Source organism: Xanthomonas sp. F4 (genome assembly GCF_011761895.1).
Map to the genome: position 1 here is coordinate 833,310 of NZ_JAASQX010000001.1, position 23,707 is coordinate 857,016.

Below are 23,707 nucleotides of genomic sequence, written 5' to 3' on the forward strand. Positions count from 1 at the left end.
CAGCGTGTGGTGCCGCACCGTCGCGCAAGGACGATCGTCGGCAGGACGTCATCGCTGCGGACGATGTCCGCCGGATGCGCGGTCGCTCCGCTCCGCCAGGCTCAGTTGCCGCGCGGTGCCGGCTGCACGCGCACGCGTACTTCGTCGCTGCCGATGTCCTGTGCCGGGGGCGTGGCCGGCTGCGTTGCGGGGGCCTGCGCCGGCGCGGCGGTCGGCGCGCGGTTGTCGCGATGGCGCAGCACCGTGATCAGGGCCACTGCACCGATCGCCAGCAGCAAGGCGATGCGGATACGCCAGGCCCAGCGCTTGCCGGTGTCCGCGTCCACCTGCGAGCGGAACTCGCTCAGATAGGGCGCACGGCCCTGTTCCGGGTCGCGGCGGGTACTGTCGAGCAGGCCGGCGTCGCGCAGCAGTTCGCGTGCGCGCGGCTGGTCGTTGGCATGCACTACCCACACCGTGGGCTGGGCCTGCGCCGCCACCGGATCCAGATAGCTGAACTGGCCGCTGCGGCGAGTCCGGTAGGAGCGGCCGTTGCTCAGGCGCACGTCGATGCCGGCGTCGCGCAGCAGGGCGGCGACGCCTTCTGCGGTTTCCACGCGTTGGCTGCTGAAGATCTGACGCATGTTCGTGTCCTCAGCGCTTTGCCGGCACTTGCGCCGCGGCGTCGGCGTCGGGGACCACGCGGATCAGGCCTTCCTGCGCGGTGCTGGCCACCAGGATGCCGTCGCGGGTGAAGAACTGCCCGCGCGCCAGGCCGCGCGCACCCTGCGCGCTGGGGCTGTCCAGCGAATACAGCAGCCAGTCGTCGGCGCGGAACGGGCGGTGGAACCACAGCGCGTGGTCGAGCGAGGCCATCTGCACGTTCGGCGTGTAGTAGCTGATGCCGTGCGGGAACGTGGCGGTGCCGAGCAGGTGGAAGTCGGAGGCGTAGGCGAGCAGCGCCTGGTGCAGCTCCGGCGCATCGCCGACCGGCTCGCTCAGGCGCAGCCACATCTGCTGGAACGGCGGACGTTTGGGCGGATTCAGTTCGTCGCGCGGATACACGTGGCGGAACTCGAACGGGCCGCCGCGCGAGAGCCAGCGCTGCACCTTAGTCGGCAGCGTCGCCAGCACTTCCGGGCGCGCCGCCGGGGTCGGTTCGATGTCTTCCGGCTGCGGCACTTCCGGCATCTTCAACTGGTGCGTGGCGCCGTCCTCCTGTTCCTGGAACGAGGCCGCGCAGAAGAAGATCACCTTGCCGTGCTGGATCGCGGTGACCCGGCGCACCGAGAAGCTGCCGCCGTCGCGGGTGCGATCCACGTCGTAGACGATGGGGTGCTCGATGTCGCCGGCGCGCAGGAAGTAGGCGTGCAGCGAATGCACGCGGCGCGCGTTCTCCACCGTGGCCTGCGCCGCCGACAGCGCCTGGCCCAGCACCTGGCCGCCGAACACGTACTTGGTGCCGATGTCGCGGCTCTGGCCACGGAACAGGTTGTCCTCCAGCCGCTCCAGCGACAGCAGCTCGATCAGTTCGGAGACGACGGGGGCGGGCTTGGCGGACAAGAGGCGGGGCCTGGCGGCGGACGTGCGCCGATTATAGCGGGCCGTCCGCGCCCGCCCGCGCGCCGGCGCCGCTCAGCCCTTGCCCAGCCGCGCCGCCAGTGCGCGCAGCGCGGCCTGGGTGTCCGGCGCCTGCCAGTCGTCGATCAGCCGCTCCAGCCCGATGTGCTCGTCGGCCAGCGCCACGCGCAGGTCGGCGCGGGCGATGGCACGGGTCTGCAGCATCGGCTGCCGCGGCCGCTTCAGCAATTCCAGCAGCCAGGCCAGCGCACGTGCCACCACCAGGTCGGCGTCGACCAGTTCGTCGACCAGGCCGATCTCCAGCGCGCGCTCGGCACTGACCAGGTCGCCGCCCACAATCAGGCGCTCGGCGCGATGCGCGCCGACCACCCGCCGCAGCAGGCGCTGGATGCCTTCGGGGGCGACCAGGCCGACCTGAGTCTCATTCAGGCCGATCTGCAGCGGATGCGCCGCATCGGGGCTGCGCGCCATCACCCGGTAGTCGCAGCACAGCGCCAGTACGCAGCCGCCGGCGGGGGCGTGGCCGGTCAGCGCCGCCACCACCGGGATCGGGCTGGCGGCCAAGGCACGCGCCGCGCCGAAGAACTGCTGCCAGCTGCCGAGCAGCTTGGCGCGGTCGTCGCCGTGGCTGAGCAGGTGCGGCACGTCCATGCCGGCGGAGAACAGGCGTTCGTTGCCCGACAGCACGATGCCGTGCGCGCCGTCGGCACCGGCCTGCTCGATCGCCTGGATCAGGTGCCGGCACAGCTCGGTGTCCAGCGCATTGACCGGCGGCCGCGCCAGGCGCAGTTCGCGGATGGGGCCGTGGTTGATCACGTCGATGAGCGTCGTCATGCTGCGGTCTGCTTTCGAAGAAGGAACCTCGGCGATGATAACCAAACCATTCGCTGGCGTATTGTTCGTGCTGTGCGTGGCCGCCGCCTCGGCGTCGGCCGCGGAACCGGCCTGCCTCACCCTGGAGCAGGGCTGGGTGCGGTTGCCGCCGAATCCGGCGATGCCGATGACCGCCGGCTACGGCGTGCTCCACAACGGCTGCGGCAAGCCGGTCACGGTCACCGGCGCCAGCAGTTCGAGCTTCGGCGATGTGTCGCTGCACGAGACCACGGTCGTCGCCGGCGTCAGCCGGATGCGCGCGGTCGAGCGGGTGCCGCTGGCGCCCGGCGCGCGGGTCGAACTCAAGCCCGGCGGCATGCACCTGATGCTGATGCAGGGCAAGGGCGCGCTGAGCGAAGGCCAGGCCGTGCCGCTGCAACTGCAATTGGAAGATGGCGGCAAGGCCGATGCGACGCTGACGGTGCGCAAGCAGGCGATGTAAGAAGCAGTTTCCTTGGTACTTCGAAGGAGCGGCTTTAGCCGCGACAGGCATTCACTGCAACGCGTGTCGCGGCTGAAGCCGCTCCTACAAGAGCTGGGGCGCTGCAAAAAGCGGGCGATTGGAGTTGCCTGTAATGCGTGCGTGCATCGCGCGCAGGCGCTTGACTAGGTACGTGCCGCCGGGCGGTCGCGCGCTGCGCCGGCGAATTGATGCCCAAGCGCGAACGCCGCCGGTATTGCGATGGTTTGCCTTGTGCCGGGCCGTGCCCGGCGCAAGCGCAGGCGTCAGCTCGTCGCCTTGCGTACGGCGTCCGGGAGTGGTGCGCTCTTGCCGGTCTGGGTGTCCATCCACACCACTACCACGTTGCCGTCGGAGTACAGCCGGCTCTCGTCCTGCTGGTCGACGATCCGGTGGCCGATGGTCACGCTGCTGGTGCCCAGGCGTTCGACGAACAGCTCGACCAGGATGTCGTTGGGCCATACGATCGGCGCGCGGTAGTTGACGTTGGTCGCCGCCACCACCGGGGCGATGCGGTCGCTCATGGACACGCCTTCCACGCCCAGCATCCAGCGCACGCGCGCTTCTTCCAGGTAGGAGATGTACTTGGCGTTGTTGACGTGGCCCATGCTGTCCATGTCGCGCCAGCGCACGCTGATCGGAATGCGCGCCAGGATCTTGTGTTCGCTGCTCATCAAACGTCCTTCTTCTTCTTGGTGCCGGTACTGGTGGTGCTCTTGCTGGCCTTGTCGCTCTTGGCGGCCACGGCCTTCTTCGCCGGCTTTTCCGGCTTGACCTTGCGCGGCGGGCGCGCATCGGGCTTGTTGGCCATCGCCGCCGGTTGCTCCGGACGCGCGCTGGTGGACGGCAGCATCCGCGCCAGGAACTGGCCGGTGTACGACTGCGGGCAGGCCGCCACGTCTTCCGGCGTGCCGGTGACCAGGATGGTGCCGCCGCGGTGGCCGCCTTCCGGGCCGAGGTCGACGATCCAGTCCGCGGTCTTGATCACGTCCAGGTTGTGTTCGATCACCACCACCGTGTTGCCTTCGTCGCGCAGCTTGTGCAGCACGCCCAGCAGCGCCTCGATGTCGTGGAAGTGCAGGCCGGTGGTCGGCTCGTCGAGGATGTACAGGGTGCGGCCGGTGTCGCGCCGCGACAGTTCCTTGGACAGCTTCACGCGCTGCGCCTCGCCGCCGGACAGGGTGGTCGCGCTCTGTCCGAGCTTGATGTAGCTCAGGCCCACGTCGACCAGGGTCTCCAGCTTGCGCGCGATCGACGGCACCGGCTCGAACAGCTTCAGCGCATCCTCGACGGTCATTTCCAGCACGTCGTTGATGTTGAAGCCCTTGTACAGGATCTCCAGAGTCTCTCGGTTGTAGCGCTTGCCGTGGCAGACGTCGCAGGGTACGTACACGTCCGGCAGGAAGTGCATCTCCACCTTGATCAGGCCGTCGCCCTGGCAGGCCTCGCAGCGGCCGCCGCGCACGTTGAAGCTGAAGCGGCCCGGCGAGTAGCCGCGCGAGCGCGCTTCCGGCACCTGCGCGAACAGTTCGCGCAGCGGCGTGAACAGGCCGGTGTAGGTCGCCGGGTTGGAGCGCGGGGTGCGCCCGATCGGCGACTGGTCGATGTCCACGACCTTGTCGAACAGGTCCAGGTGCTCGATCTCGCGGTACGGCGCCACGCTGTGCGAGGCGCCGTTGATCTCGTTCGCCGCCAGGGTGAACAGGGTGTCGTTGATCAGCGTCGACTTGCCCGAGCCGGACACGCCGGTGATGCAGGTCAGCAGGCCGGCGGGGATATCCAGGTCGACGTTCTTGAGGTTGTTGCCGGTGGCCCCGCGCAGGTGCAGGGTCATCTTCGGGTTGGCCTTGTGGCGCTTGGCCGGGATATCGATGCGGCGCTTGCCCGACAGGTATTGCCCGGTCAGCGAGCGTGGCGCCTTGAGCAGGTCCTGCACGCTGCCGTGGCCGACCACCTCGCCGCCGTGCACGCCGGCGCCGGGGCCGATGTCCAGCACGTAGTCGGCCAGGCGGATCGCGTCCTCGTCGTGCTCGACCACGATCACCGTGTTGCCGAGGTCGCGCAGGCGGGTGAGGGTGCCGAGCAGGCGTTCGTTGTCGCGCTGGTGCAGGCCGATCGACGGTTCGTCGAGCACGTACATCACGCCGACCAGGCCGGCGCCGATCTGGCTGGCCAGGCGGATGCGCTGCGCCTCGCCGCCGGACAGGGTGTCGGCCTTGCGCTCGAGGGTCAGGTAATCCAGGCCGACGTCGACCAGGAAGCCCAGCCGCTCGGCGATTTCCTTGACGATCTTGCTGGCGATCTCGCCGCGCCAGCCGGGCAGGTCGAGCTGGCGGAAGAAGGTCAGCGCGTCGTCGATCGGCAGCACCACCAGGTCCGGCAGCGGACGGTCGGCGACGAACACGTTGCGCGCGGCCTTGTTCAGGCGCGCGCCCTTGCAGTCCGGGCACGGCCGTTCGCTGATGTACTTGGCCAGTTCCTCGCGCACCGCCGGCGATTCGGTCTCGCGGTAGCGGCGTTCCAGGTTGGGGATGATGCCTTCGAAGCGATGCTTGCGCTGGGTGCGGCCGCCGGCGTCGGTGAAGTAGGTGAAGGTGATGGTCTCATCGCCGCTGCCGTACAGCACCGCCTGGCGCACGCTCGCCGGCAGCGACTGCCAGGGCGCGTCGACGTCGAACTTGTAGTGCTTGGCCAGCGAGGCGATCAGCTGGAAGTAGTAGGCGTTGCGCCGGTCCCAGCCGCGCACCGCGCCGGCCGATAGCGACAACTCCGGATGCACCACCACCCGATCGGGATCGAAGAACTCGGCCACGCCCAGGCCATCGCAGCTCGGGCAGGCGCCCATCGGCGCGTTGAACGAGAACAGGCGCGGTTCCAGCTCCGGCAGCGAGTAGTCGCAGACCGGGCAGCTGTACTTGGAGGAGAACAGGTGCGGCGCAGCCGCGGTGTCGTCCAGCGACTGCACCGAGACCATGCCGTCGGCCAGCTTCAGCGCGGTCTCGAAGCTCTCGGCCAGACGCTGCTTGATGTCCTCGCGCGGACGGAAGCGGTCGATCACCGCCTCGATGGTGTGCTTCTGGCGCAGCGCCAGCGCCGGCACCGCGTCGATCTCGTACAGCTCGCCGTCCACGCGCACGCGCACGAAGCCCTGCGCGCGCAACTGCTCGAACACCTGCGCATGCTCGCCCTTGCGCTCGCGGATCACCGGCGCCAGCAGCATGTAACGCTGCTCCGGGTCCAGGGTCAGCACGTGGTCGACCATCTGGCTGACCGTCTGCGCCTCCAGCGGATAGCCGTGATCGGGGCAGCGCGGCTGGCCGACGCGTGCGTACAGCAGGCGCAGGTAGTCGTAGATCTCGGTGATGGTGCCGACGGTGGAGCGCGGGTTGTGCGAGGTCGACTTCTGCTCGATTGCGATCGCCGGCGACAGGCCCTCGATGTGATCGATGTCGGGCTTCTCCATCACGCTGAGGAACTGCCGCGCGTACGCCGACAGCGACTCCACGTAGCGGCGCTGACCTTCAGCGTAGATGGTGTCGAACGCCAACGAGGACTTGCCGGACCCGGACAGGCCGGTGATCACGATCAGCTTGTCGCGCGGCAGGTCGAGGTCGAGATTCTTGAGGTTGTGCGTCCGCGCGCCGCGGATGCGGATGTAATCCATCGCCATGAAGAGATTCCGGAGTGTGCCGGCCGCGGTGGTGCCACTGGCCAGTGTGGGGGCGGAAAGGGGACGGCAATCGATCAGCGTACCCAGCTTGTCAGGTGGGGGCAATTGCCGCGGATCCCAGCGTGGCCGGGCGCCGGCGGCTGGCTGGTTCAGGCAGCCGTGCCGGCCCGCGGGGCTTGACAGTCCGGGCCTGGGTGGGCTTGACCCTGTCGCGCGCGGCGGATTACAATTCCGCTCCTGTCTGCCCGAAACGGCACGATGGGAACGACCACAATAACTACAGAGGAAGTCTGGTCATGTACGCAGTACTGGTCACCGGCGGTAAGCAATACCGCGTCGCGCAGGGCGAAACGCTCCGCGTGGAAAAGCTCGAAGTCGAAGCCGGCAACGAGATCACGTTCGACAACATCCTGATGCTGGGCGACAGCGACGGCATCAAGATCGGCGACGCGCTGAAGGGCGCCGCCGTCACCGCCAAGGTCGTGGCCCACGGCCGCGCCGACAAGGTGCGCATCATCAAGTTCCGCCGCCGCAAGCACCACATGAAGCGTCAGGGTCATCGGCAGCACTACACCGAAATCGAGATCACCGGCATCGCCGGTGGCGACAAGAAGTAAGGAGCAGCAGTCATGGCACACAAAAAAGGCGTAGGTTCCTCGCGCAACGGCCGCGACTCCAACCCGAAGTACCTGGGCGTGAAGATGTTCGGCGGCCAGGCCATCGAAGCCGGCAACATCATCGTGCGTCAGCGCGGCACCCAGTTCCACCCGGGCGCCGGCGTCGGCCTGGGCCGCGACCACACCCTGTTCGCGCTGGTCGACGGCAAGGTCGAGTTCTCGGTGAAGGGCGCCAAGAAGCGCCGCACCGTGAGCGTGGTCACCGAGGCGTAAGTCGCCGGTGTCCAGGGCCTGCGCCCATGGCGCAGGCTTGCTGACGAAAGCCCCGCTTCGGCGGGGTTTTTCGTTGGTGGCGGGGATGTCGGGATTGGGGATTGGGGATTCGCAACGGCGGATTCCATTGGCTCCTTCGATCCCTTACTCCGTTCCTTTGCCGGGGCCGCTAAACTGCGGCGTCCGGTGGTTTTTCCAATCCCGAATCGCGAATCCCGAATCCCATGAAGTTGGTAGACGAAGCGGAAATCCAGGTCACGGCCGGCAATGGCGGCAATGGCTGCATCGGCTTTCGCCGCGAGAAGTTCATCCCGCTGGGTGGGCCTGACGGCGGCGATGGCGGCAACGGCGGCAGCGTGTGGCTGGTCGCCGACGAGAACCTCAATACCCTGGTCGACTTCCGCCACCAGCGCGCGTTCCGTGCGCAGCGCGGCGAGAACGGCATGGGCCGGCAGATGTACGGCAAGGCCGGCGAGGACCTGACCATCACCGTGCCGGTCGGTACCGTGGTGATCAACGTCGAGACCGACGAGGTCATCGGCGACCTGGTCGCGCACGGCGACCGCCTGCTGGTCGCGCAGGGCGGCAAGGGCGGCCTGGGCAACATGCACTTCAAGAGCTCGGTGACCCGCGCGCCGCGCAAGGCCACGCCGGGCGAGGAGGGCGAGGAGCGCACGCTCAAGCTGGAGCTGAAGCTGCTGGCCGACGTCGGTCTGCTGGGCTTCCCCAATGCCGGCAAGAGCACCTTCATCCGTGCGGTCTCCGCGGCCACGCCGAAGGTCGCCGACTATCCGTTCACCACGCTGTACCCGAACCTGGGTGTGGTCAGCGTCGAGGCCTACCGCAGCTTTGTGATCGCCGACATTCCCGGACTGATCGAGGGTGCCGCCGATGGCGCCGGCCTCGGCGCGCAGTTCCTGCGCCACCTGCAGCGCACCCGCCTGCTGCTGCACCTGGTGGATCTGGCGCCCATGGAGGGCGGCGTGGACGGCGTGTCGCCGACCGAGCAGGTGCGGGCGATCGAGCGCGAGCTGCAGAAGCACGATCCGGAGCTGCTGGCCAAGCCGCGCTGGCTGGTGCTGAACAAGGCCGACCTGATGTTCGAGGACGAGGCGCGTGCGCTGGCCGAACAGGTCGTTGCCGAACTGGGCTGGACCCAGCCCTGGTACCTGGTATCGGCGCTGGGCCGCGAAGGCACCTGGCCGATCATGAAGGACGTGATGGCGTTCTTCGACCGCCAGCGCGAGGAGGCGCTGGAGGCGGCCGCCAATGCCTCCTGAGCGCCGCACCGTGCGGCGGCGCACAGGGCGGGGTGGCGCGCACACGAAAAACCCGGCCAAGGCCGGGCTTTTTCGTGGTGCTGCCGGAAGCGCGGGCGCTTCCGGCGTCGACTGCAGCCGATCAGGCGGCGGTCTTGATCGCCTTGATGCGGGCGCTCAGGCGGCTCTTGTGGCGGGCAGCCTTGTTCTTGTGGATCAGGCCACGCGAGCTGAAACGGTCGAGAATCGGCTGGGCGATGGCGAAAGCGGCTTCGGCGCCGGCTGCGTCGTTGGCGTCCAGGGCCTTGATGACCTTCTTGACGGCGGTGCGCAGCATCGAACGCTGAGCCGTGTTGCGCGCGTTGCGCACGACGGTCTGCTTGGCGCGCTTCTTGGCGGACTTGATATTGGCCACGGTGGTGGTTTCCTGGAAAGCTGTGTGGTGGATAAAAACAAGCGGGAGAGTATGAAGCGTCCGAATATTCGCGTCAAGTCAATTGTCAAGAGGGCCGCCGCATGAGCACGCCGCGCATGTTTCGCGGGCTGCTCTCCTTCAGCAGCATGACCATGGTCTCGCGCGTGCTGGGGCTGGTGCGCGACCAGGCCATCACCATTTCCTTCGGCGCCAACGCCACCACCGACGCGTTCTGGGTGGCGTTCCGCATTCCCAACTTCCTGCGCCGGCTGTTCGCCGAAGGCTCGTTCGCCACGGCCTTCGTGCCGGTGTTCACCGAAGTGAAGGAAACTCGCCCGCACGCCGACCTGCGCGCGCTGATGTCGCGGGTGTCCGGCACCCTGGGCGGCGTGTTGCTGCTGGTCACCGCGCTGGGGCTGATCTTCACCCCGCAGGTGGCGATGCTGTTCAACCCCGGCGCCAGCGACGACCCGGCCAAGTTCGGGCTGATCGTCGACCTGCTGCGGCTGACCTTTCCGTTCCTGCTGTTCGTGTCGCTGACCGCGCTGGCCGGCGGTGCGCTCAACAGTTTCCACCGCTTCGGCCTGCCGGCGCTGACCCCGGTGATCCTCAACCTGTGCATGATCGCCGGCGCGCTGTGGCTGGCGCCGCGGCTGCAGGTGCCGATCCTGGCGATGGGCTGGGCGGTGCTGGTGGCCGGCGTGCTGCAGTTGCTGTTCCAGTTGCCGGCCTTGCGCGGCATCGACCTGCTGACCCTGCCGCGCTGGGGCTGGCAGCACCCGGACGTGCGCCGGGTACTGACCCTGATGGTGCCGACCCTGTTCGGCTCCTCGATCGCGCAGATCAACTTGCTGCTGGACACGGTGATCGCCTCGTTCCTGTACGCCGGCTCGCAGAGCTGGCTGTCGCAGGCCGACCGCTTCCTGGAGCTGCCGCTGGGCGTGTTCGGCGTGGCCCTGGGCACGGTGATCCTGCCGGCGCTGTCGCGGCACCACGTCAAGACCGACCGCGCCGGGTTCTCCAGCGCGCTGGACTGGGGCTTGCGCACCACCTTGCTGATCGCGGTGCCGGCGATGCTGGGCTTGATGTTGCTGAGCCAGCCACTGGTGGCGACCCTGTTCCAGTACGGCAAGTTCACCGCCTTCGACACGCGCATGGCGGCGATGTCGGTGTTCGGCCTGAGCTTCGGCCTGCCGGCGTTCGCCCTGCTCAAGGTGTTGCTGCCGGCGTTCTACTCGCGCCAGGACACGCGCACGCCGGTGCGCGCCGGCGTCGCCGCGCTGGTCGCCAACATGGTGCTGAACCTGTTGTTCCTGGCGATCCTGTACCAGCTGTGGGTGCCGGCGGAACTGCGCGCGCAGGGCGTACGCGCGGCGCTGGAGGCGGTGCCGGGCCTGCACCTGGCACTGGGCTTGGCCAGTGCGGTGGCCAGCTACCTCAACCTGTCGCTGCTGTGGCGCTGGCTGCGTCGCGACCAGGTCTACCAGCCCAAGCCGGGCTGGAGCGGCTATCTGCTGCGGCTGGGCCTGGCCTGCGCAGCGATGGTCGCGGTGCTGGTGTTCGGCCTGCACTGGCTGCCGGCGTTCACCACCATGGAAAAATGGCATCGCATCGGCAGCCTGCTGCTGCTGGTGGGCGGCGGTGGCGCGGTGTATCTGGTTGCCTTGTTGGCGCTGGGATTCCGGCCGCGGGATTTGCGGGAGCATTGAAGCCGGGGCCCGGGACTCGGGAGGGACCCGGGACCCGGAAGTCTCCGCGAGTGCTAAGCGCTTGCGATTGCACTGTGGGGAGGGACTTCAGTCCCGACGGGCTTTCCCGGGAAGGCCCGCCGGGCTGAGGCCCCTCCCACAAACGATCACTCTGTTTTTTTCCGGATCGCTTGGCATTGGTTTGGCTCTGGGCGTCGATGCTGCCGTCCCGGGTCCAGGGTCCAGGGTCCAGGGTCCCGGGTCCCGGGTCCCGAGGGCGGGAGCGGGCCGGGGGCCGAACCCGAGTCCCGGGCTGTGGCCCCAGCCGCTATACTCGACGGTTACGCATCATCGACCGGCGCCTCCTGCGCCGGCGCTTCGGACCGAGGAATGAGCAGGCTGTTTAGAGACGTCGAGGGCGGGACCCTGTTCCCGCAGGGAAGCGTGGTCTGCATCGGCGCCTTCGATGGCCTGCACCTGGGCCACCGCGCGCTGGTGCGGCAGGCGATCGCGCGCGCGCGCGCGGCGGACGTACCGGCGGTGGCGCTGAGCTTCGAGCCGCTGCCGCGGGAGTTCTTCGCCCCGGCCGCGCCGCCGCCGCGGCTGACCCTGGCCCGGGCCAAGGTGCAGGGCCTGCACCGGCTCGGCATCGACAGCGTCGGCCTGCTGCGCTTCGACCGGCGCATGGCGTCGATGAGCGCCGAGGACTTCGTGCAGCGCGTGCTGGTCGAGCGCCTGCGCGCGCGCGAGGTCTGGATCGGCCCGGCGTTCCGCTTCGGCCACAAGCGCGGCGGCGACATCGCGCTGCTGCGCGCGCTGGGCGCCCAGCACGGCTTCGCCGCCGACGAGATCGCGCCGGTGCACCTGCGCGAGGAGCGCATCTCCAGCACCCGCATCCGCGAGTTGCTGGTGGCTGGCGAGTTCGCCCATGCCGCCGAGTTGCTCGGTCGCCCGTATGCGATCGGCGGCCGCGTGGTGCGCGGCAAGCAGCTCGGGCGCACGCTCGGCTATCCCACCGCCAACCTGCGCTTCGCCCGCACCCCGGCGCTGTCCGGCATCTACGCCACCTGGGTGCACGGGGTGGCGGCGCAGCCGTGGCCGTCGGTGTCCAGCTTCGGCACCCGCCCGACCGTGCAGGGCGTGGAGCCGCTGCTGGAAGCGCACCTGTTCGATTTCCAGGGCGACCTGTACGGTCGCCACATCGAGGTGGAGTTCGTCGCCAAGCTGCGCGACGAGGAAACCTTCGCCGATCTGCCGGCGCTGACCGCGCAGATGCACCGCGACGCCGCGCTGGCGCGGCAACTGCTCGCCGCGCCGGCCGCCACGGGCCTGCCGCCCGTGTCCGCCGCCCCGCGCGCGGACCTCCCCCTGAAGACCACCGACCGGTAACTGCCCGTGACCCAGGACTACAAAGCCACCCTCCACCTGCCGGCGACCGAGTTCCCGATGCGCGGCGACCTGCCCAAGCGCGAGCCGGACATCCTGGCGCGCTGGGAGAGCGAGGGCCTGTACACGCGGCTGCGCGACAACGCCCAGGGCCGGCCGCTGTTCGTGCTGCACGACGGCCCGCCGTACGCCAACGGCGCGATCCACCTCGGGCATGCGGTCAACAAGATCCTCAAGGACATCATCGTCAAGTCCAAGTACCTGTCCGGCTTCGATGCGCCGTACATCCCGGGCTGGGACTGCCACGGCCTGCCGATCGAGATTGCGATCGAGAAGAAGTTCGGCAAGGTCGGGGTCAAGCTGGATGCGGTGGAGTTCCGGCAGAAGTGCCGCGAATACGCCAACGAGCAGATCGACCTGCAGCGCCGCGACTTCAAGCGCCTGGGCGTGATCGGCGACTGGGACAACCCCTACCGCACGCTGGACTTCCATTTCGAGGCCAACGAGATCCGCGCGCTGGCCCGGATCGTCGAGAACGGCCACCTGACCCGCGGCGTGAAGCCGGTGCACTGGTGCTTCGACTGCGGCTCGGCGCTGGCCGAGGCCGAGATCGAGTACGCCGACAAGCAGTCGCCGACGGTGGACGTGGCCTATCCGGCCCGCGACGGCGCGGCGCTGGCCGCCGCGTTCGGCGCGACCCTGCCGGAAGGCGCCGAGGTCGCGGTGCCGATCTGGACCACCACGCCGTGGACGCTGCCGGCCTCGCTGGCGGTGTCGCTGGGGCCGGAGCTGGTCTATGCGCTGGTCGAAGGCCCGGCCCGCGACGGTCGCCGCCGCTGGCTGGTGCTGGCCGATGCGCTGGCCGAGCGCGCGCTGCAGCGCTACGGGGTGGATGAGGTGGTGGTGCACGGCCGCGTCGCCGGCGCGGCGCTGGAGCACCAGGTGCTGGCGCATCCGTTCTACGACGAGCGCGATGTGCCGGTGATCCTCGGTACCCACGTGTCCGACACCGACGGTACCGGCGCGGTGCACACCGCGCCCGGTCACGGCCAGGAGGACTACGCGGCGGTCAAGCCATACGGGCTGCTGGAGCGCTACGGCGCCGCGCAGATCAACCCGGTGGACGCACGCGGCGTGTACCTCCCGTCGACCCCCGCGGCCGATGGGACGGAACTGGCCGGGCTGCACATCTGGAAGGCCAGCGACGTCATCGCCGACCTGCTGGCCGCGCGCGGGCTGCTGCTGGCGCGCGCCAGCATGGTCCACAGCTATCCGCATTGCTGGCGGCACAAGACCCCGATCGCGTTCCGCGCCACGCCGCAGTGGTTCATCTCGATGGAGCAGGCCAACCTGCGCGCCGACGCGCTCAAGGCGATCGAGGGCGTGCACTGGTACCCGACCTGGGGCCAGGCGCGCATCGCCGGCATGGTCGCCGGGCGCCCGGACTGGACGATCTCGCGCCAGCGCACCTGGGGCGTGCCGATCGCGCTGTTCGTGCATCGCGAGACCGGCGAGCCGCATCCGCGCAGCACCGAACTGATGCGCCAGGTCGCCGACCGGGTCGAGGAGGGCGGGGTGGACGTGTGGTACACGCTCGACGCCGCCGACCTGCTGGGCGAGGAGGCCGCCGACTACGACAAGATCACCGACATCCTCGACGTCTGGTTCGACTCCGGCGTCACCCACGAGGCGGTGCTGACCGAGCGCGGCCTGCCCAAGCCGGCCGACCTGTATCTGGAAGGGTCCGACCAGCACCGCGGCTGGTTCCAGTCCTCGCTGCTGACCGGCGTGGCGCTGGACCACGCGGCGCCGTACCGGCAGTGCCTGACCCACGGCTTCACCGTGGACGAGCATGGCCGCAAGATGTCCAAGTCGCTGGGCAACGGCATCGAGCCGCAGGACATCATGAAGACCCTGGGCGCGGACATCCTGCGCCTGTGGATCGCCTCGGCCGACTACAGCAACGAGATGTCGCTGTCGCAGGAGATCCTCAAGCGCAACGCCGATGCCTACCGGCGCCTGCGCAACACCGCGCGCTTCCTGCTCGGCAACCTGCATGGCTTCAATCCCGCCGTGCACCTGCGGCCGCTGCCGGAACTGGTGGCGCTGGACCGCTGGATCGTGCACCGCGCCAACGAGGTGCAGGAGCAGATCAAGGCGGCCTACGCGCGCTACGACTTCGCCGCCATCGTGCAGGCGCTGCTGAACTTCTGCAGCGTGGACCTGGGCTCGCTGTACCTGGACGTGACCAAGGACCGGCTGTACACGATGGCCGAGGACTCGCTCGGCCGGCGTTCGGCGCAGACCGCGATGTTCCATGTGGCCGAGGCCTTCGTGCGCTGGATCGCGCCGATCCTGAGCTTCACCGCCGATGAGCTGTGGGGCTACCTGCCGGGCGCGCACCTGGGCAATGTGCTGTTCGCGACCTGGTACGAAGGCCTTGCGCCATTGCCGGAGGACGCGGCGCTGAGCGCGGCCGACTTCGAGCAGCTGCTGGCGCTGCGCGAGCAGGTGGCCAAGGTGCTGGAGCCGATGCGCGGCAACGGCGTGATCGGCGCGGCGCTGGAGGCGGAGATCACCGTCGCCGCCGACGCCGCCACCGCGGCGAAGCTGCAGCCGCTGCAGGAGGAACTGCGCTTCCTGTTCATCAGCGGCGACGTGGTGGTACGCGAGGCCACCACCGACGAGATCTTCGTCAGCGCCCAGGCCACCGAAAAGCCCAAGTGCGTGCGCTGCTGGCACTACCGCGCCGACGTCGGCGCCGACCCGGCGCACCCGGAACTGTGCGGCCGCTGCGTCAGCAACATCGAAGGGCCGGGCGAGGAGCGCCACTGGTTCTGAGTCCCGTCCCCGGCCACGCGTCTTGCGCGCTGCCGGGGTCAGCGGCGGCGCCGTTGCGGCGCCGGCCGTCCTTCCTTTCCTCATTCGCCCAAGGCGGACTTGCCGCATGACCGCACGACCCAACCCCTCTGCCCTGATCTGGCTGCTGCTGTCGGCCGTGGTGATCGGCCTGGACCAGTGGAGCAAGGCCTGGGTGCTGTCCAGCCTGCCCGAGTTCACCGCGGTGCCGGTGATTCCCGGCTTCTGGAACTGGTATCGGACCTACAACACCGGTGCGGCGTTCAGTTTCCTGAGCCAGGCCGGCGGCTGGCAGCTCTGGTTCTTCACCGCGCTGGCGGTGGGCATCAGCGCCCTGCTGGCCTGGTGGCTGGCGCGCACTCCGCGCGGCGAGTGGCGCAGCGCGCTGCCGTACGCGCTGGTGATCGGCGGGGCGATCGGCAACGTGATCGACCGGTTGATGCACGGCCACGTGGTCGATTTCATCCAGTGGTACGTGGGCGAGCACTACTGGCCCTCGTTCAACATCGCCGACTCGGCGATCGTCGCCGGCGCCATCGGCATCGCCCTGTTCGGCGTGTTCGACGGCAAGGCGAAGCGAAAAGCGGGATAATCGGTGCCACTCTCCCTGTCGAAGCGCCTGGCCCCCTGCGGCCGGCGGATCTAGCTATGGATGTCCTGCTCGCCAACCCCCGCGGCTTCTGCGCCGGCGTCGACCGCGCGATCGAAATCGTCAAACGGGCCATCGAAACCCTGGGCGCGCCGATCTACGTGCGCCACGAGGTGGTGCACAACCGCTTCGTGGTCGACGACCTCAAGCAGCGCGGCGCGATCTTCGTCGAGGAACTGGACGAGGTGCCCGACGGCAACACGGTGATCTTCAGCGCCCACGGCGTGGCCCAGGCGGTGCGCCAGGAAGCCGAGCGGCGCGGGTTGAAGGTGTTCGACGCGACCTGCCCGCTGGTCACCAAGGTGCATTTCGAGGTGGCACGGCACTGCCGCGCCGGCCGCGACGTGGTGCTGATCGGCCATGCCGGCCATCCGGAGGTGGAAGGCACGATGGGGCAGTGGGACCGCGAATGCGGCACCGGCCGCATCTATCTGGTCGAGGACATCGAGCAGGTCGCCACGCTGGACGTGCAGCAGCCGGAGAACCTGGCCTACACCACCCAGACCACGCTGTCGGTGGACGACACCCGCGGCATCATCGAGGCGCTGCGCGCGCGCTACCCGGCGATGCAGGGGCCGAAGAACGACGACATCTGCTACGCCACCCAGAACCGCCAGGACGCGGTGCGCGACCTGGCCAGGGAGTGCGACCTGGTGCTGGTGGTCGGCTCGCCGAACAGCTCCAATTCCAACCGACTCAGCGAGCTGGCGCGGCGCGACGGGGTGGAGTCCTACCTGATCGACGGTGCCGACGAGATCGATCCGGCCTGGATCGCCGGCAAGCGCCGCGTCGGCCTGACCGCCGGCGCCTCGGCGCCGCAGGTGCTGGTGGACGGGGTGATCGCGCGGCTGCGCGAACTCGGCGCCGACGGCGTGTCCGAACTGGCCGGCGAACCGGAATCGATGGTGTTCGCCCTGCCCAAGGAACTGCGGCTGCGTCTGGTCGATTAGCGGGCGCGTCTAGTCTAGCGGGCGCGTCTAGTTACGCGTTCTTGCAATGGTTTGCTGGGGCTTCGTTGTGATCGTAAGCGCGGCTTCAGCCGCGACGGGCATTTCCGGTAAAGCCTGTCGCGGCTGAAGCCGCTCTTACGACAGTGCAATGCGCAGCAACCACAGCGTGCTGGGGTGCCCTGAAGCCGCCTCGACACGTGGGCCCAAGGCATCCTGGCGGCGATGCCGGTATCGCACATGCTGCGCCCAGCGCTTGGCTGCGCCGCAGCCGCCGCGGCTCACTGGCGCTGCATGCCGTGCGGCCGCCCCTGCGCATCGAAGAGGATGCCCATGGTGACGCGATCGCCTTGCACGCCATCCGGCATCCAGCGCAGGCGCCCGCGCCGGCCGATCAGCACGTAGACGTGATCCACTTTCTCCGGCTTGGCCTGCAGCGCCTCGCCTTGTTCCTTCAGGGCGGTGGCCACCCGATACGCACCCTCGAAATCGATGTCCTGCAGGGCGGCGTTGTCGGTGGCCGGCTTGAGGAACGGTCCGAACATGCCGGGATTGACCGGTTCTTCCTTGTGCCAGCGCTCGTTGTCGAAGCTGTATTCGTCCACGTGGCTCGGCTGCGTGGGGTCCAGCAGCTCGAGCCCGATGCGGTTGTCGTAGAAATGCACCGCATGGAACACGCGCAGGTCGCGGCCCTGCAGCTCGGGCAGGTCCGCCAGCGCCTGCCGCGCCGCGCGTAGCCGCTCCGGATCGAACAGCAGGTTGCCGCGCGGTGCCGGCGGCGGCTCCGGTTCGGGGGGCGCATCGGCAGGGGCGGCCGGGGTCACCGCGAGCGACTGTGGCTTCGAGGTGGTCTGCATGGCGGTCGCCTGCAGGCGCGGTCCCGCCTGCAGGGTGGCGCGGATGGTGTCCCAGGCGCCGCCGGCGAAGGCAATGCCGCCGAGCAGCAGCACCACGCCGGCGAGGACCACTGGGGTGGACGGCGTCTTCATGGCAGCTCCAGGTCGGCGCGGGCGGGGTGTTGCGGGTCGTACAGCACCGACACGGTGTTGCGCGGCAGCTGTCCGACGTCGATCAGCGACACGAACCGCCGCAGCGTCGCCTCGTGCTTGTTGCCCGACGCGTCCTCGAACGCCACGCGGAACTCCACCTGTGGCTGCTCGTTGAGGGTGGTGCCGGTCTGGCGCACGTCCAGCACCCGCGCACGGGCGCGCAGGCCGCGGTACTTCAGGGTCTCGTCGGTGGCGTTGCTGCGGATCACGCGCAGGATCACGCGCAGCGCCAGCACGTAGCCGTTGAGCACCAGCGCACTCATCAGCAGCGGATGGTTGAAGGACAGGAAGGTCCAGCCCAGCCCGCGGTTCTGCAGGCGCCAGGCCACGACGTAGGCCGCGCCGACCAGGGCCACCAGCAGCACGGCACCGGCCGCGCGTCGCCACAGGCTGGCGCGGTCCAGGGCCGGCTCGGCGTCCTCCAGTACGAGGTTCGGAGTGGCGCCCGGCGTCGTGCTCAGCCGCAGCGGCACCGTCCGCCCGGTCTCGAAGCGGCGTTGTGCCGGCTTGCGGTCCACGATCACCTGGGTGTCTTGGATGGGGGTGCCGGACAGGTTGTCGAAGGCCAGGGTCAGCGACAGCTGCGGCCATCCCTTGACCTCGACGCCCGTCGGTGCGGCGCGTTCGATCAGCGCCTCGCGGCGCACGCCGTGGGTGAGGATGTGGCGCACGCGTTGCAGTGCACGTCCGGGCAGTAGCAGCAGCGTGTCCAGGTAGGCGTAGAGCAGGTGCAGCCACAGGCTCAGCGACAGCGCCAGCAGGGTCAGCGCCCACGCGGGCGAACTGGGCTGGGCCAGCACGCGTGGCCAGTCGCTGGCGAAGTAGAGGATGCAGGGGAAGGGGATGGCGAAGAACAGCAGAAATGCGAGCCAGAACCAGGCGAACAACTTCACGATGAGTGGTGGATGCGTACGACGGGGGCGGGAGGGTAACCCATCGGTCGCTGCGCTCGCGCGAAGGCCCGGGCAGCGATTGACCCCGGCCCGGGCCGACGCCTAGAATTGCCAGTTCCGCCGGAATAGCTCAGTCGGTAGAGCGGCGCATTCGTAATGCGTAGGTCGCAGGTTCGACTCCTGTTTCCGGCACCAGTTGCACCCAGAAGGCAGCCGCGAGGCTGCCTTCCTGGTTTCTGCGATGGCTGTTTCTGCGACGCAGGTCCGTGCGCGCGACCGCCTGCGACGTCGTGTCGCAGCCGGGTGCGGCAATGTGTCGCACATAAAAACGCGGCCTGGCGCCCGCCTGGGCTTGTCAATGACTTCCGGAGTTGCGGCACGGCAGCATAAAATGCGTCGTTGATCGCGCATGCCGGCCTGGATGCCGCGGCGGATGCGGGACAGCCCCTTCTACGGCGCCCCGTTTCCCGCTCCCGCGCGGTTCGCATCCCCTACGCAATTGGATCGTTCGATGATTCCGTTGAAACAACTCCGGCGCTCGCTGCGCTCCGGTCTGTTGCTGCTGGCCGCGCTGCTGCTGGCCGGTTGCAACTCGGCCATCCTCAACCCCAAGGGTCAGATCGGCCACGACGAGAAGACGCTGCTGATCACCTCGGTGGTGCTGATGCTGCTGGTGGTGATCCCGGTCATCGTGATGACCCTGGCCTTCGCCTGGCGCTACCGCGCGTCCAACACCAAGGCCCGCTACGAGCCGAACTGGTCGCACTCCACCGCGATCGAGGTGGTGGTGTGGTCGATCCCGTGCATGATCATCCTGGTCCTGGCGGTGCTGACCTGGCGCTCCTCGCATGCGCTGGATCCGTACAAGCCGCTGGATTCCAAGGTCAAGCCGATCACCATCGAGGCGGTGGCGCTGGACTGGAAGTGGATGTTCATCTACCCGGAGCAGGGCATCGCCACGGTCAACGAGATCGCGTTCCCGGTCGATACGCCGCTGAACTTCAAGATCACCTCCGACACGGTGATGAACTCGTTCTTCATCCCGCACCTGGGCACGCAGATCTACGCGATGGCCGGCATGGAGACCAAGCTGCACCTGATCGCCAACGAGCCGGGCGAGATGTTCGGCCTGTCGGCGAACTACAGCGGCCACGGCTTCTCGAAGATGGGCTTCGCCGCGCATGCCACCGACCGCGCCGGCTTCGACGCGTGGGTGGCCAAGGTCAAGGCGTCGCAGAAGACCCTGGACCAGGCCGAGTTCCAGGTGCTGGCGGCCAACCGCAACGACAAGGCCGCCTACCCGGTGACCTACTACGCCTCGGTGCAGGACGGTTTGTTCAAGTCGTTGATCGACAAATACATGATGGGCAAGGGCCACAAGATGGAAGGCCACGACGCTCATCCGGCATCGGCTGCTGAGCCGGTCGCCATGTGCACTTCTGGAGACAAGTGATGCTAGGCAAACTCACGCTCGAGGCGGTTCCGTACCACGAGCCGATCATCATGGCGGCGCTCGGCGGCGCCGGCCTGCTCGGCCTGCTGGTGGTGGCGGCCGTCACCAAGTACAAGCTGTGGGGCTATCTCTGGAAGGAGTGGTTCACCTCGGTCGACCACAAGCGCATCGGCGTCATGTACATCGTGGTGGCGCTGGTCATGCTGCTGCGCGGCTTCGCCGACGCGGCGATGATGCGCACCCAGCAGGCGATCGCGCACGGCGGTAACGAGGGCATCTTCCCGCCGCACCACTACGATCAGATCTTCACCGCGCACGGCGTGATCATGATCTTCTTCATGGCCATGCCGTTCATGACCGGCCTGTTGAACCTGATCGTGCCGCTGCAGATCGGCGCGCGCGACGTGGCGTTCCCGTTCCTGAACTCGCTGAGCTTCTGGCTGTTCGTGGCCGGCGCGGCGCTGGTCAACATCTCCCTGGGCGTGGGCGAGTTCGCGCAGACCGGCTGGCTGGCCTACCCGCCGCTGTCCGGGCTGGAATACAGTCCAGGCGTCGGTGTCGACTACTACATCTGGGCGTTGCAGATCTCGGGCCTGGGCACATTGCTCACCGGCATCAACTTCTTCGTGACGATCATGCGCATGCGCGCGCCGGGCATGACCCTGATGCGCATGCCGATCTTCACCTGGACCGCGCTGATCACCAACATCCTGATCATCGCCGCGTTCCCGATCCTGACCGTCGCGCTGGCGCTGCTGGGTGCGGACCGCTACCTGGGCACGCACTTCTTCACCAATGACGGTGGCGGCAACGCCATGATGTACGTCAACCTGATCTGGATCTGGGGCCACCCGGAGGTCTACATCCTGATCCTGCCGGCGTTCGGCATCTTCTCCGAGCTGATCGCCACCTTCAGCCGCAAGCGCCTGTTCGGCTACACCTCGATGGTGTACGCGACCTCGTGCATCGGCGTGCTGTCGTTCATCGTGTGGCTGCACCACTTCTTCACCATGGGCTCGGGCGCCAACGTCAATGCCTTCTTCGGCATCACGACGATGATCATCTCGATCCCCACCGGCGTGAAGATCTTCAACTGGCTGTTCACCATGTTCCGCGGCCGCGTGCACATGACCGCACCGGTGCTGTGGACCATCGGCTTCATGATCACCTTCACCATCGGTGGCATGACCGGCGTGATGCTGGCGATCCCGGCGGTGGACTTCGTGCTGCACAACAGCCTGTTCCTGATCGCGCACTTCCATAACGTGATCATCGGCGGCGTGGTGTTCGGCTACCTGGCCGGCCTGACCTACTGGTTCCCGAAGGCCTTCGGCTTCAAGCTCAACGAAAAGCTGGGCAAGGCTTCGTTCTGGTGCTGGATCATCGGCTTCTTCGTCGCCTTCATGCCGCTGTACGTGCTCGGCTTCATGGGCATGACCCGGCGCATGAACAGCTACAACCACCCGGAGTGGGCGCCGTGGCTGATGGTGGCCGCGGCGGGTGCGGCGATCATCGGCATCGGCATCTTCCTGAACTTGGTGCAGATCGGCTACAGCATCTGGAAGCGCAAGGAGAACCTGGACCTGACCGGCGACCCGTGGGACGGCCGGACCCTGGAGTGGGCGACCTCCTCGCCGCCGCCGTTCTACAACTTCGCGGTGCTGCCGCACATCGACGACCGCGACCAGTTCTGGGAAGACAAGCTCAAGGGCAAGGGCTGGCCGCGTCCGGCCAAGTACGAACCGATCCACATGCCGCGCAACACGGCGGCGGGTTTCTGGATCGGCGCCTTCAGCATCGTCATGGGCTTCGGTCTGACCTGGCACATCTGGTGGATGGCGGTGATCGGCCTGGTCGGTATGATCGGCAGCTTCATCGCGCGCACCTTCGATGACGACATCGATTACTGGGTCCCGGCGGAGGAAGTGGAACGCATCGAGAACGCGCGTTTCGCCCTGCTGGAACAGCAACACGCGGCCAACGCCGCAAAGGCGGTCTGAACCATGGCTTCCACGACGCTCGATCCCCACGCCGCCCACGCGGGCGGCCACGACCACGACCACGAACATCACGACGCGGGCGGCAACACCGTCTTCGGGTTCTGGGTCTACCTGATGAGCGACTGCCTCATCTTCGCCGGCCTGTTCGCCACCTATGCGGTGCTGGCCGGCGCGACGGTGGACGGCCCGACCGCCAAGGAACTGTTCGACCTGAAGTTCGTGCTGGTGGAAACCTTCCTGCTGCTGTTCAGCAGCCTGGGCTTCGGCCTGGCGATGATCTCGGCGAACAAGCGCAGCATGGGCGGCCTGTACGGCTGGCTGGCGGTCACCGCGGCGCTGGGCCTGGGCTTCCTGGGCATGGAAATCTACGAGTTCCACCACCTGATCGAAGAGGGCGCCGGCCCCGGCCGTAGCGCGTTCCTGTCGGCCTTCTTCACCCTGGTCGGCACCCACGGTCTGCACGTGGCCTCGGGCCTGCTGTGGATGACCGTGCTGGTGATCCAGATCGCCAAGAACGGCCTGACCCCGCGCAATATGACCCGCCTGGCGTGCCTGAGCCTGTTCTGGCACTTCCTGGACGTGATCTGGATCGGCGTGTTCACCATCGTCTACCTGCTGGGAGCGCTGTAATGGCCAACCACCACTCTTCCTCCGACGCGCACGCCGAGCACGGCCATGGCGGCGGCCTGAAGTCCTACCTGGTCGGCTTCGTGCTGGCGGTGATCCTGACCGTGATCCCGTTCGGCATGGTGATGAGCGGGGCGTTCCCGCGCGGCGTCACCGTCATCGTCATCGCGGTGCTGGCCGCGGTGCAGATGCTGGTGCACCTGATCTACTTCCTGCACATGGACCGTTCGGCCGAACAGCGCTCCAACGTGCACGTGGGCCTGTTCTCGCTGCTGATCATCGGCATCGTGGTGGTCGGCTCGCTGTGGGTCATGCACAATCTCAACGTCAACATGATGCACTGAGCGCGCACCGCAGTTGCGTCGCGAAGGCCGCCTCCGGGCGGCCTTTTGCGTTGCGGGGCATAGGCGGGTGCGGCCTTTCTGGATGGGCAGGCGGCCGGTGGACGCGAAAGCGGCGCGCTCGTCCCAGCGTCTTGCCGCACCCTGATCGGCGCACCACGCGTGCGCTCCAACGCCGCTCGCAGTGCGACTCGCGGAAGCGCACTGCGGCGCGTGACCGTTGTCAGCTCCGGCCGAGCCTGCCGGAAAGCTGCAGCAGCACGTCCGCCTCCTCGGCGCTGAGGCGATCCAGCAGCCAGGTTCTGACCGCGGCCGCATGGATCGGCCGCGCCGCGGCGATCTTCTCCTGGCCCAAGGCGGTGATGGCGACGGTCACCACGCGCGGTTCGGCGTCGCTGCGGCGAACGAGGCCGCGTGCCTGCATGCGCGTGAGCTGGTGCGATAGCCGACTCTTGTGCCATCCCATGGAATCGGCGAGCGCCTGTTGGCGCAGTTCGCCCTTGCCCAAATCCATCAGTCGCGACAGCACGCCGAAGTCGCTGCCGGTCAGGCCCGTGTGGTCGGTCAGCTCCTTTTCGACCGCCGCCATCACCGCCTGGCCCATCTGCTTGAAGGCGTGCCAGATCGCTAGTTCGCGGGTGGAAAGGCGTGCTTGGTTCATCGCGGCACCTTAGGCGGATGCGGTTGA

The 23,707-nt window shown here is 68.2% G+C and carries 22 protein-coding genes and 1 tRNA gene; 14 read left to right on the plus strand and 9 right to left on the minus strand.

Annotated elements, in window-relative coordinates; all coding sequences use genetic code 11:
* Positions 1-101 precede the first annotated feature (101 nt).
* The 3 genes from FHR66_RS03825 to FHR66_RS03835 form a co-directional block, all read right to left on the minus strand.
* Positions 102-623: a DUF2007 domain-containing protein gene (locus FHR66_RS03825; protein ID WP_167087346.1), complete on the minus strand. Its 522-nt coding sequence runs from the start codon at positions 621-623 to the stop codon at positions 102-104.
* Positions 624-633: 10 nt separating this feature from the next.
* Positions 634-1,542 carry an acyl-CoA thioesterase II gene (tesB, locus tag FHR66_RS03830; RefSeq protein WP_167087348.1) on the minus strand — a complete coding sequence of 303 codons (909 nt, stop codon included), beginning with the start codon at positions 1,540-1,542 and terminating at the stop codon, positions 634-636.
* A gap of 72 nt (positions 1,543-1,614) precedes the next feature.
* Positions 1,615-2,394 (minus strand): enoyl-CoA hydratase/isomerase family protein, encoded by a 780-nt coding sequence (locus tag FHR66_RS03835; RefSeq protein ID WP_167087350.1) that lies wholly within the window; start codon positions 2,392-2,394, stop codon positions 1,615-1,617.
* A 34-nt stretch (positions 2,395-2,428) separates the two neighbouring features.
* On the opposite strand from FHR66_RS03835, the gene FHR66_RS03840 reads away from it, so the two are divergent.
* On the plus strand, positions 2,429-2,875 hold the full coding sequence (locus FHR66_RS03840; protein WP_167087352.1) for a copper chaperone PCu(A)C: 447 nt from the start codon (positions 2,429-2,431) through the stop codon (positions 2,873-2,875).
* Positions 2,876-3,159: 284 nt separating this feature from the next.
* On the opposite strand, the gene FHR66_RS03845 is transcribed toward FHR66_RS03840, so the two are convergent.
* Together FHR66_RS03845 and uvrA are read right to left on the minus strand one after the other, a co-directional pair.
* A complete protein-coding gene (locus FHR66_RS03845; RefSeq protein WP_160947640.1) occupies positions 3,160-3,567 on the minus strand; it encodes an acyl-CoA thioesterase in 408 nt (135 codons plus the stop codon).
* Positions 3,567-6,563, minus strand: a complete 2,997-nt coding sequence (gene uvrA / locus FHR66_RS03850) for an excinuclease ABC subunit UvrA (RefSeq protein ID WP_167087354.1) — start codon at positions 6,561-6,563, stop codon at positions 3,567-3,569. Before uvrA ends, FHR66_RS03845 begins: the two co-directional genes overlap by 1 nt.
* Before the next feature lie 296 nt (positions 6,564-6,859).
* On the opposite strand from uvrA, the gene rplU reads away from it, so the two are divergent.
* The 3 genes from rplU to cgtA all read left to right on the plus strand — a co-directional run bounded on the left by rplU (position 6,860) and on the right by cgtA (position 8,733).
* On the plus strand, positions 6,860-7,180 hold the full coding sequence (gene rplU / locus FHR66_RS03855) for a 50S ribosomal protein L21 (protein ID WP_010341170.1): 321 nt from the start codon (positions 6,860-6,862) through the stop codon (positions 7,178-7,180).
* A gap of 12 nt (positions 7,181-7,192) precedes the next feature.
* Positions 7,193-7,453: a 50S ribosomal protein L27 gene (gene rpmA / locus FHR66_RS03860; protein ID WP_010341169.1), complete on the plus strand. Its 261-nt coding sequence runs from the start codon at positions 7,193-7,195 to the stop codon at positions 7,451-7,453.
* Positions 7,454-7,677: 224 nt separating this feature from the next.
* Positions 7,678-8,733: an Obg family GTPase CgtA gene (cgtA, locus tag FHR66_RS03865; RefSeq protein WP_152180459.1), complete on the plus strand. Its 1,056-nt coding sequence runs from the start codon at positions 7,678-7,680 to the stop codon at positions 8,731-8,733.
* Between the two features lie 121 nt (positions 8,734-8,854).
* Here cgtA and rpsT read toward each other — a convergent pair whose 3' ends face one another.
* Complete coding sequence (rpsT, locus tag FHR66_RS03870; protein ID WP_010341167.1) at positions 8,855-9,127, minus strand: 30S ribosomal protein S20; 273 nt, start codon at positions 9,125-9,127, stop codon at positions 8,855-8,857.
* 116 nt (positions 9,128-9,243) lie between these two features.
* Between rpsT and murJ the strand changes: the two genes are divergently transcribed.
* The 5 genes from murJ (at position 9,244) to ispH (ending at position 16,659) form a co-directional block, all read left to right on the plus strand.
* On the plus strand, positions 9,244-10,836 hold the full coding sequence (gene murJ, locus FHR66_RS03875) for a murein biosynthesis integral membrane protein MurJ (protein ID WP_202394516.1): 1,593 nt from the start codon (positions 9,244-9,246) through the stop codon (positions 10,834-10,836).
* 369 nt (positions 10,837-11,205) lie between these two features.
* Positions 11,206-12,204: a bifunctional riboflavin kinase/FAD synthetase gene (locus FHR66_RS03880; protein WP_160964379.1), complete on the plus strand. Its 999-nt coding sequence runs from the start codon at positions 11,206-11,208 to the stop codon at positions 12,202-12,204.
* Between the two features lie 6 nt (positions 12,205-12,210).
* A complete protein-coding gene (gene ileS / locus FHR66_RS03885) occupies positions 12,211-15,042 on the plus strand; it encodes an isoleucine--tRNA ligase (RefSeq protein WP_160964380.1) in 2,832 nt (943 codons plus the stop codon).
* Between the two features lie 106 nt (positions 15,043-15,148).
* Entirely contained in the window at positions 15,149-15,652 is a 504-nt protein-coding gene (gene lspA / locus FHR66_RS03890) for a signal peptidase II (protein ID WP_160964381.1), read from the plus strand.
* Between the two features lie 56 nt (positions 15,653-15,708).
* The gene (gene ispH / locus FHR66_RS03895) at positions 15,709-16,659 is read left to right on the plus strand and encodes a 4-hydroxy-3-methylbut-2-enyl diphosphate reductase (RefSeq protein WP_150409294.1); all 951 of its coding nucleotides are present in this window, start codon (positions 15,709-15,711) and stop codon (positions 16,657-16,659) included.
* A gap of 278 nt (positions 16,660-16,937) precedes the next feature.
* Here ispH and FHR66_RS03900 read toward each other — a convergent pair whose 3' ends face one another.
* Together FHR66_RS03900 and FHR66_RS03905 are read right to left on the minus strand one after the other, a co-directional pair.
* Positions 16,938-17,645, minus strand: a complete 708-nt coding sequence (locus FHR66_RS03900; protein WP_160964382.1) for a hypothetical protein — start codon at positions 17,643-17,645, stop codon at positions 16,938-16,940.
* Positions 17,642-18,598 (minus strand): hypothetical protein, encoded by a 957-nt coding sequence (locus FHR66_RS03905; protein ID WP_160964383.1) that lies wholly within the window; start codon positions 18,596-18,598, stop codon positions 17,642-17,644. The genes FHR66_RS03900 and FHR66_RS03905 overlap by 4 nt, the downstream gene beginning before the upstream one ends.
* Positions 18,599-18,717: 119 nt before the next feature.
* On the opposite strand from FHR66_RS03905, the gene FHR66_RS03910 reads away from it, so the two are divergent.
* From FHR66_RS03910 to cyoD, 5 genes are all read left to right on the plus strand, one after another.
* Positions 18,718-18,793, plus strand: a tRNA-Thr gene (locus FHR66_RS03910).
* Between the two features lie 316 nt (positions 18,794-19,109).
* Complete coding sequence (cyoA, locus tag FHR66_RS03915) at positions 19,110-20,051, plus strand: ubiquinol oxidase subunit II (RefSeq protein ID WP_010341159.1); 942 nt, start codon at positions 19,110-19,112, stop codon at positions 20,049-20,051.
* Complete coding sequence (gene cyoB, locus FHR66_RS03920) at positions 20,051-22,051, plus strand: cytochrome o ubiquinol oxidase subunit I (RefSeq protein WP_160964384.1); 2,001 nt, start codon at positions 20,051-20,053, stop codon at positions 22,049-22,051. The genes cyoA and cyoB overlap by 1 nt, the downstream gene beginning before the upstream one ends.
* Before the next feature lie 3 nt (positions 22,052-22,054).
* Positions 22,055-22,681 carry a cytochrome o ubiquinol oxidase subunit III gene (gene cyoC, locus FHR66_RS03925; protein WP_019796086.1) on the plus strand — a complete coding sequence of 209 codons (627 nt, stop codon included), beginning with the start codon at positions 22,055-22,057 and terminating at the stop codon, positions 22,679-22,681.
* Positions 22,681-23,022: a cytochrome o ubiquinol oxidase subunit IV gene (gene cyoD, locus FHR66_RS03930; protein WP_019796085.1), complete on the plus strand. Its 342-nt coding sequence runs from the start codon at positions 22,681-22,683 to the stop codon at positions 23,020-23,022. Before cyoC ends, cyoD begins: the two co-directional genes overlap by 1 nt.
* A gap of 220 nt (positions 23,023-23,242) precedes the next feature.
* Here the strand turns inward: cyoD and FHR66_RS03935 are convergent, their stop codons facing one another.
* Positions 23,243-23,680 carry a MarR family winged helix-turn-helix transcriptional regulator gene (locus tag FHR66_RS03935; RefSeq protein WP_160964385.1) on the minus strand — a complete coding sequence of 146 codons (438 nt, stop codon included), beginning with the start codon at positions 23,678-23,680 and terminating at the stop codon, positions 23,243-23,245.
* Between the last annotated feature and the right edge of the window lie 27 nt (positions 23,681-23,707).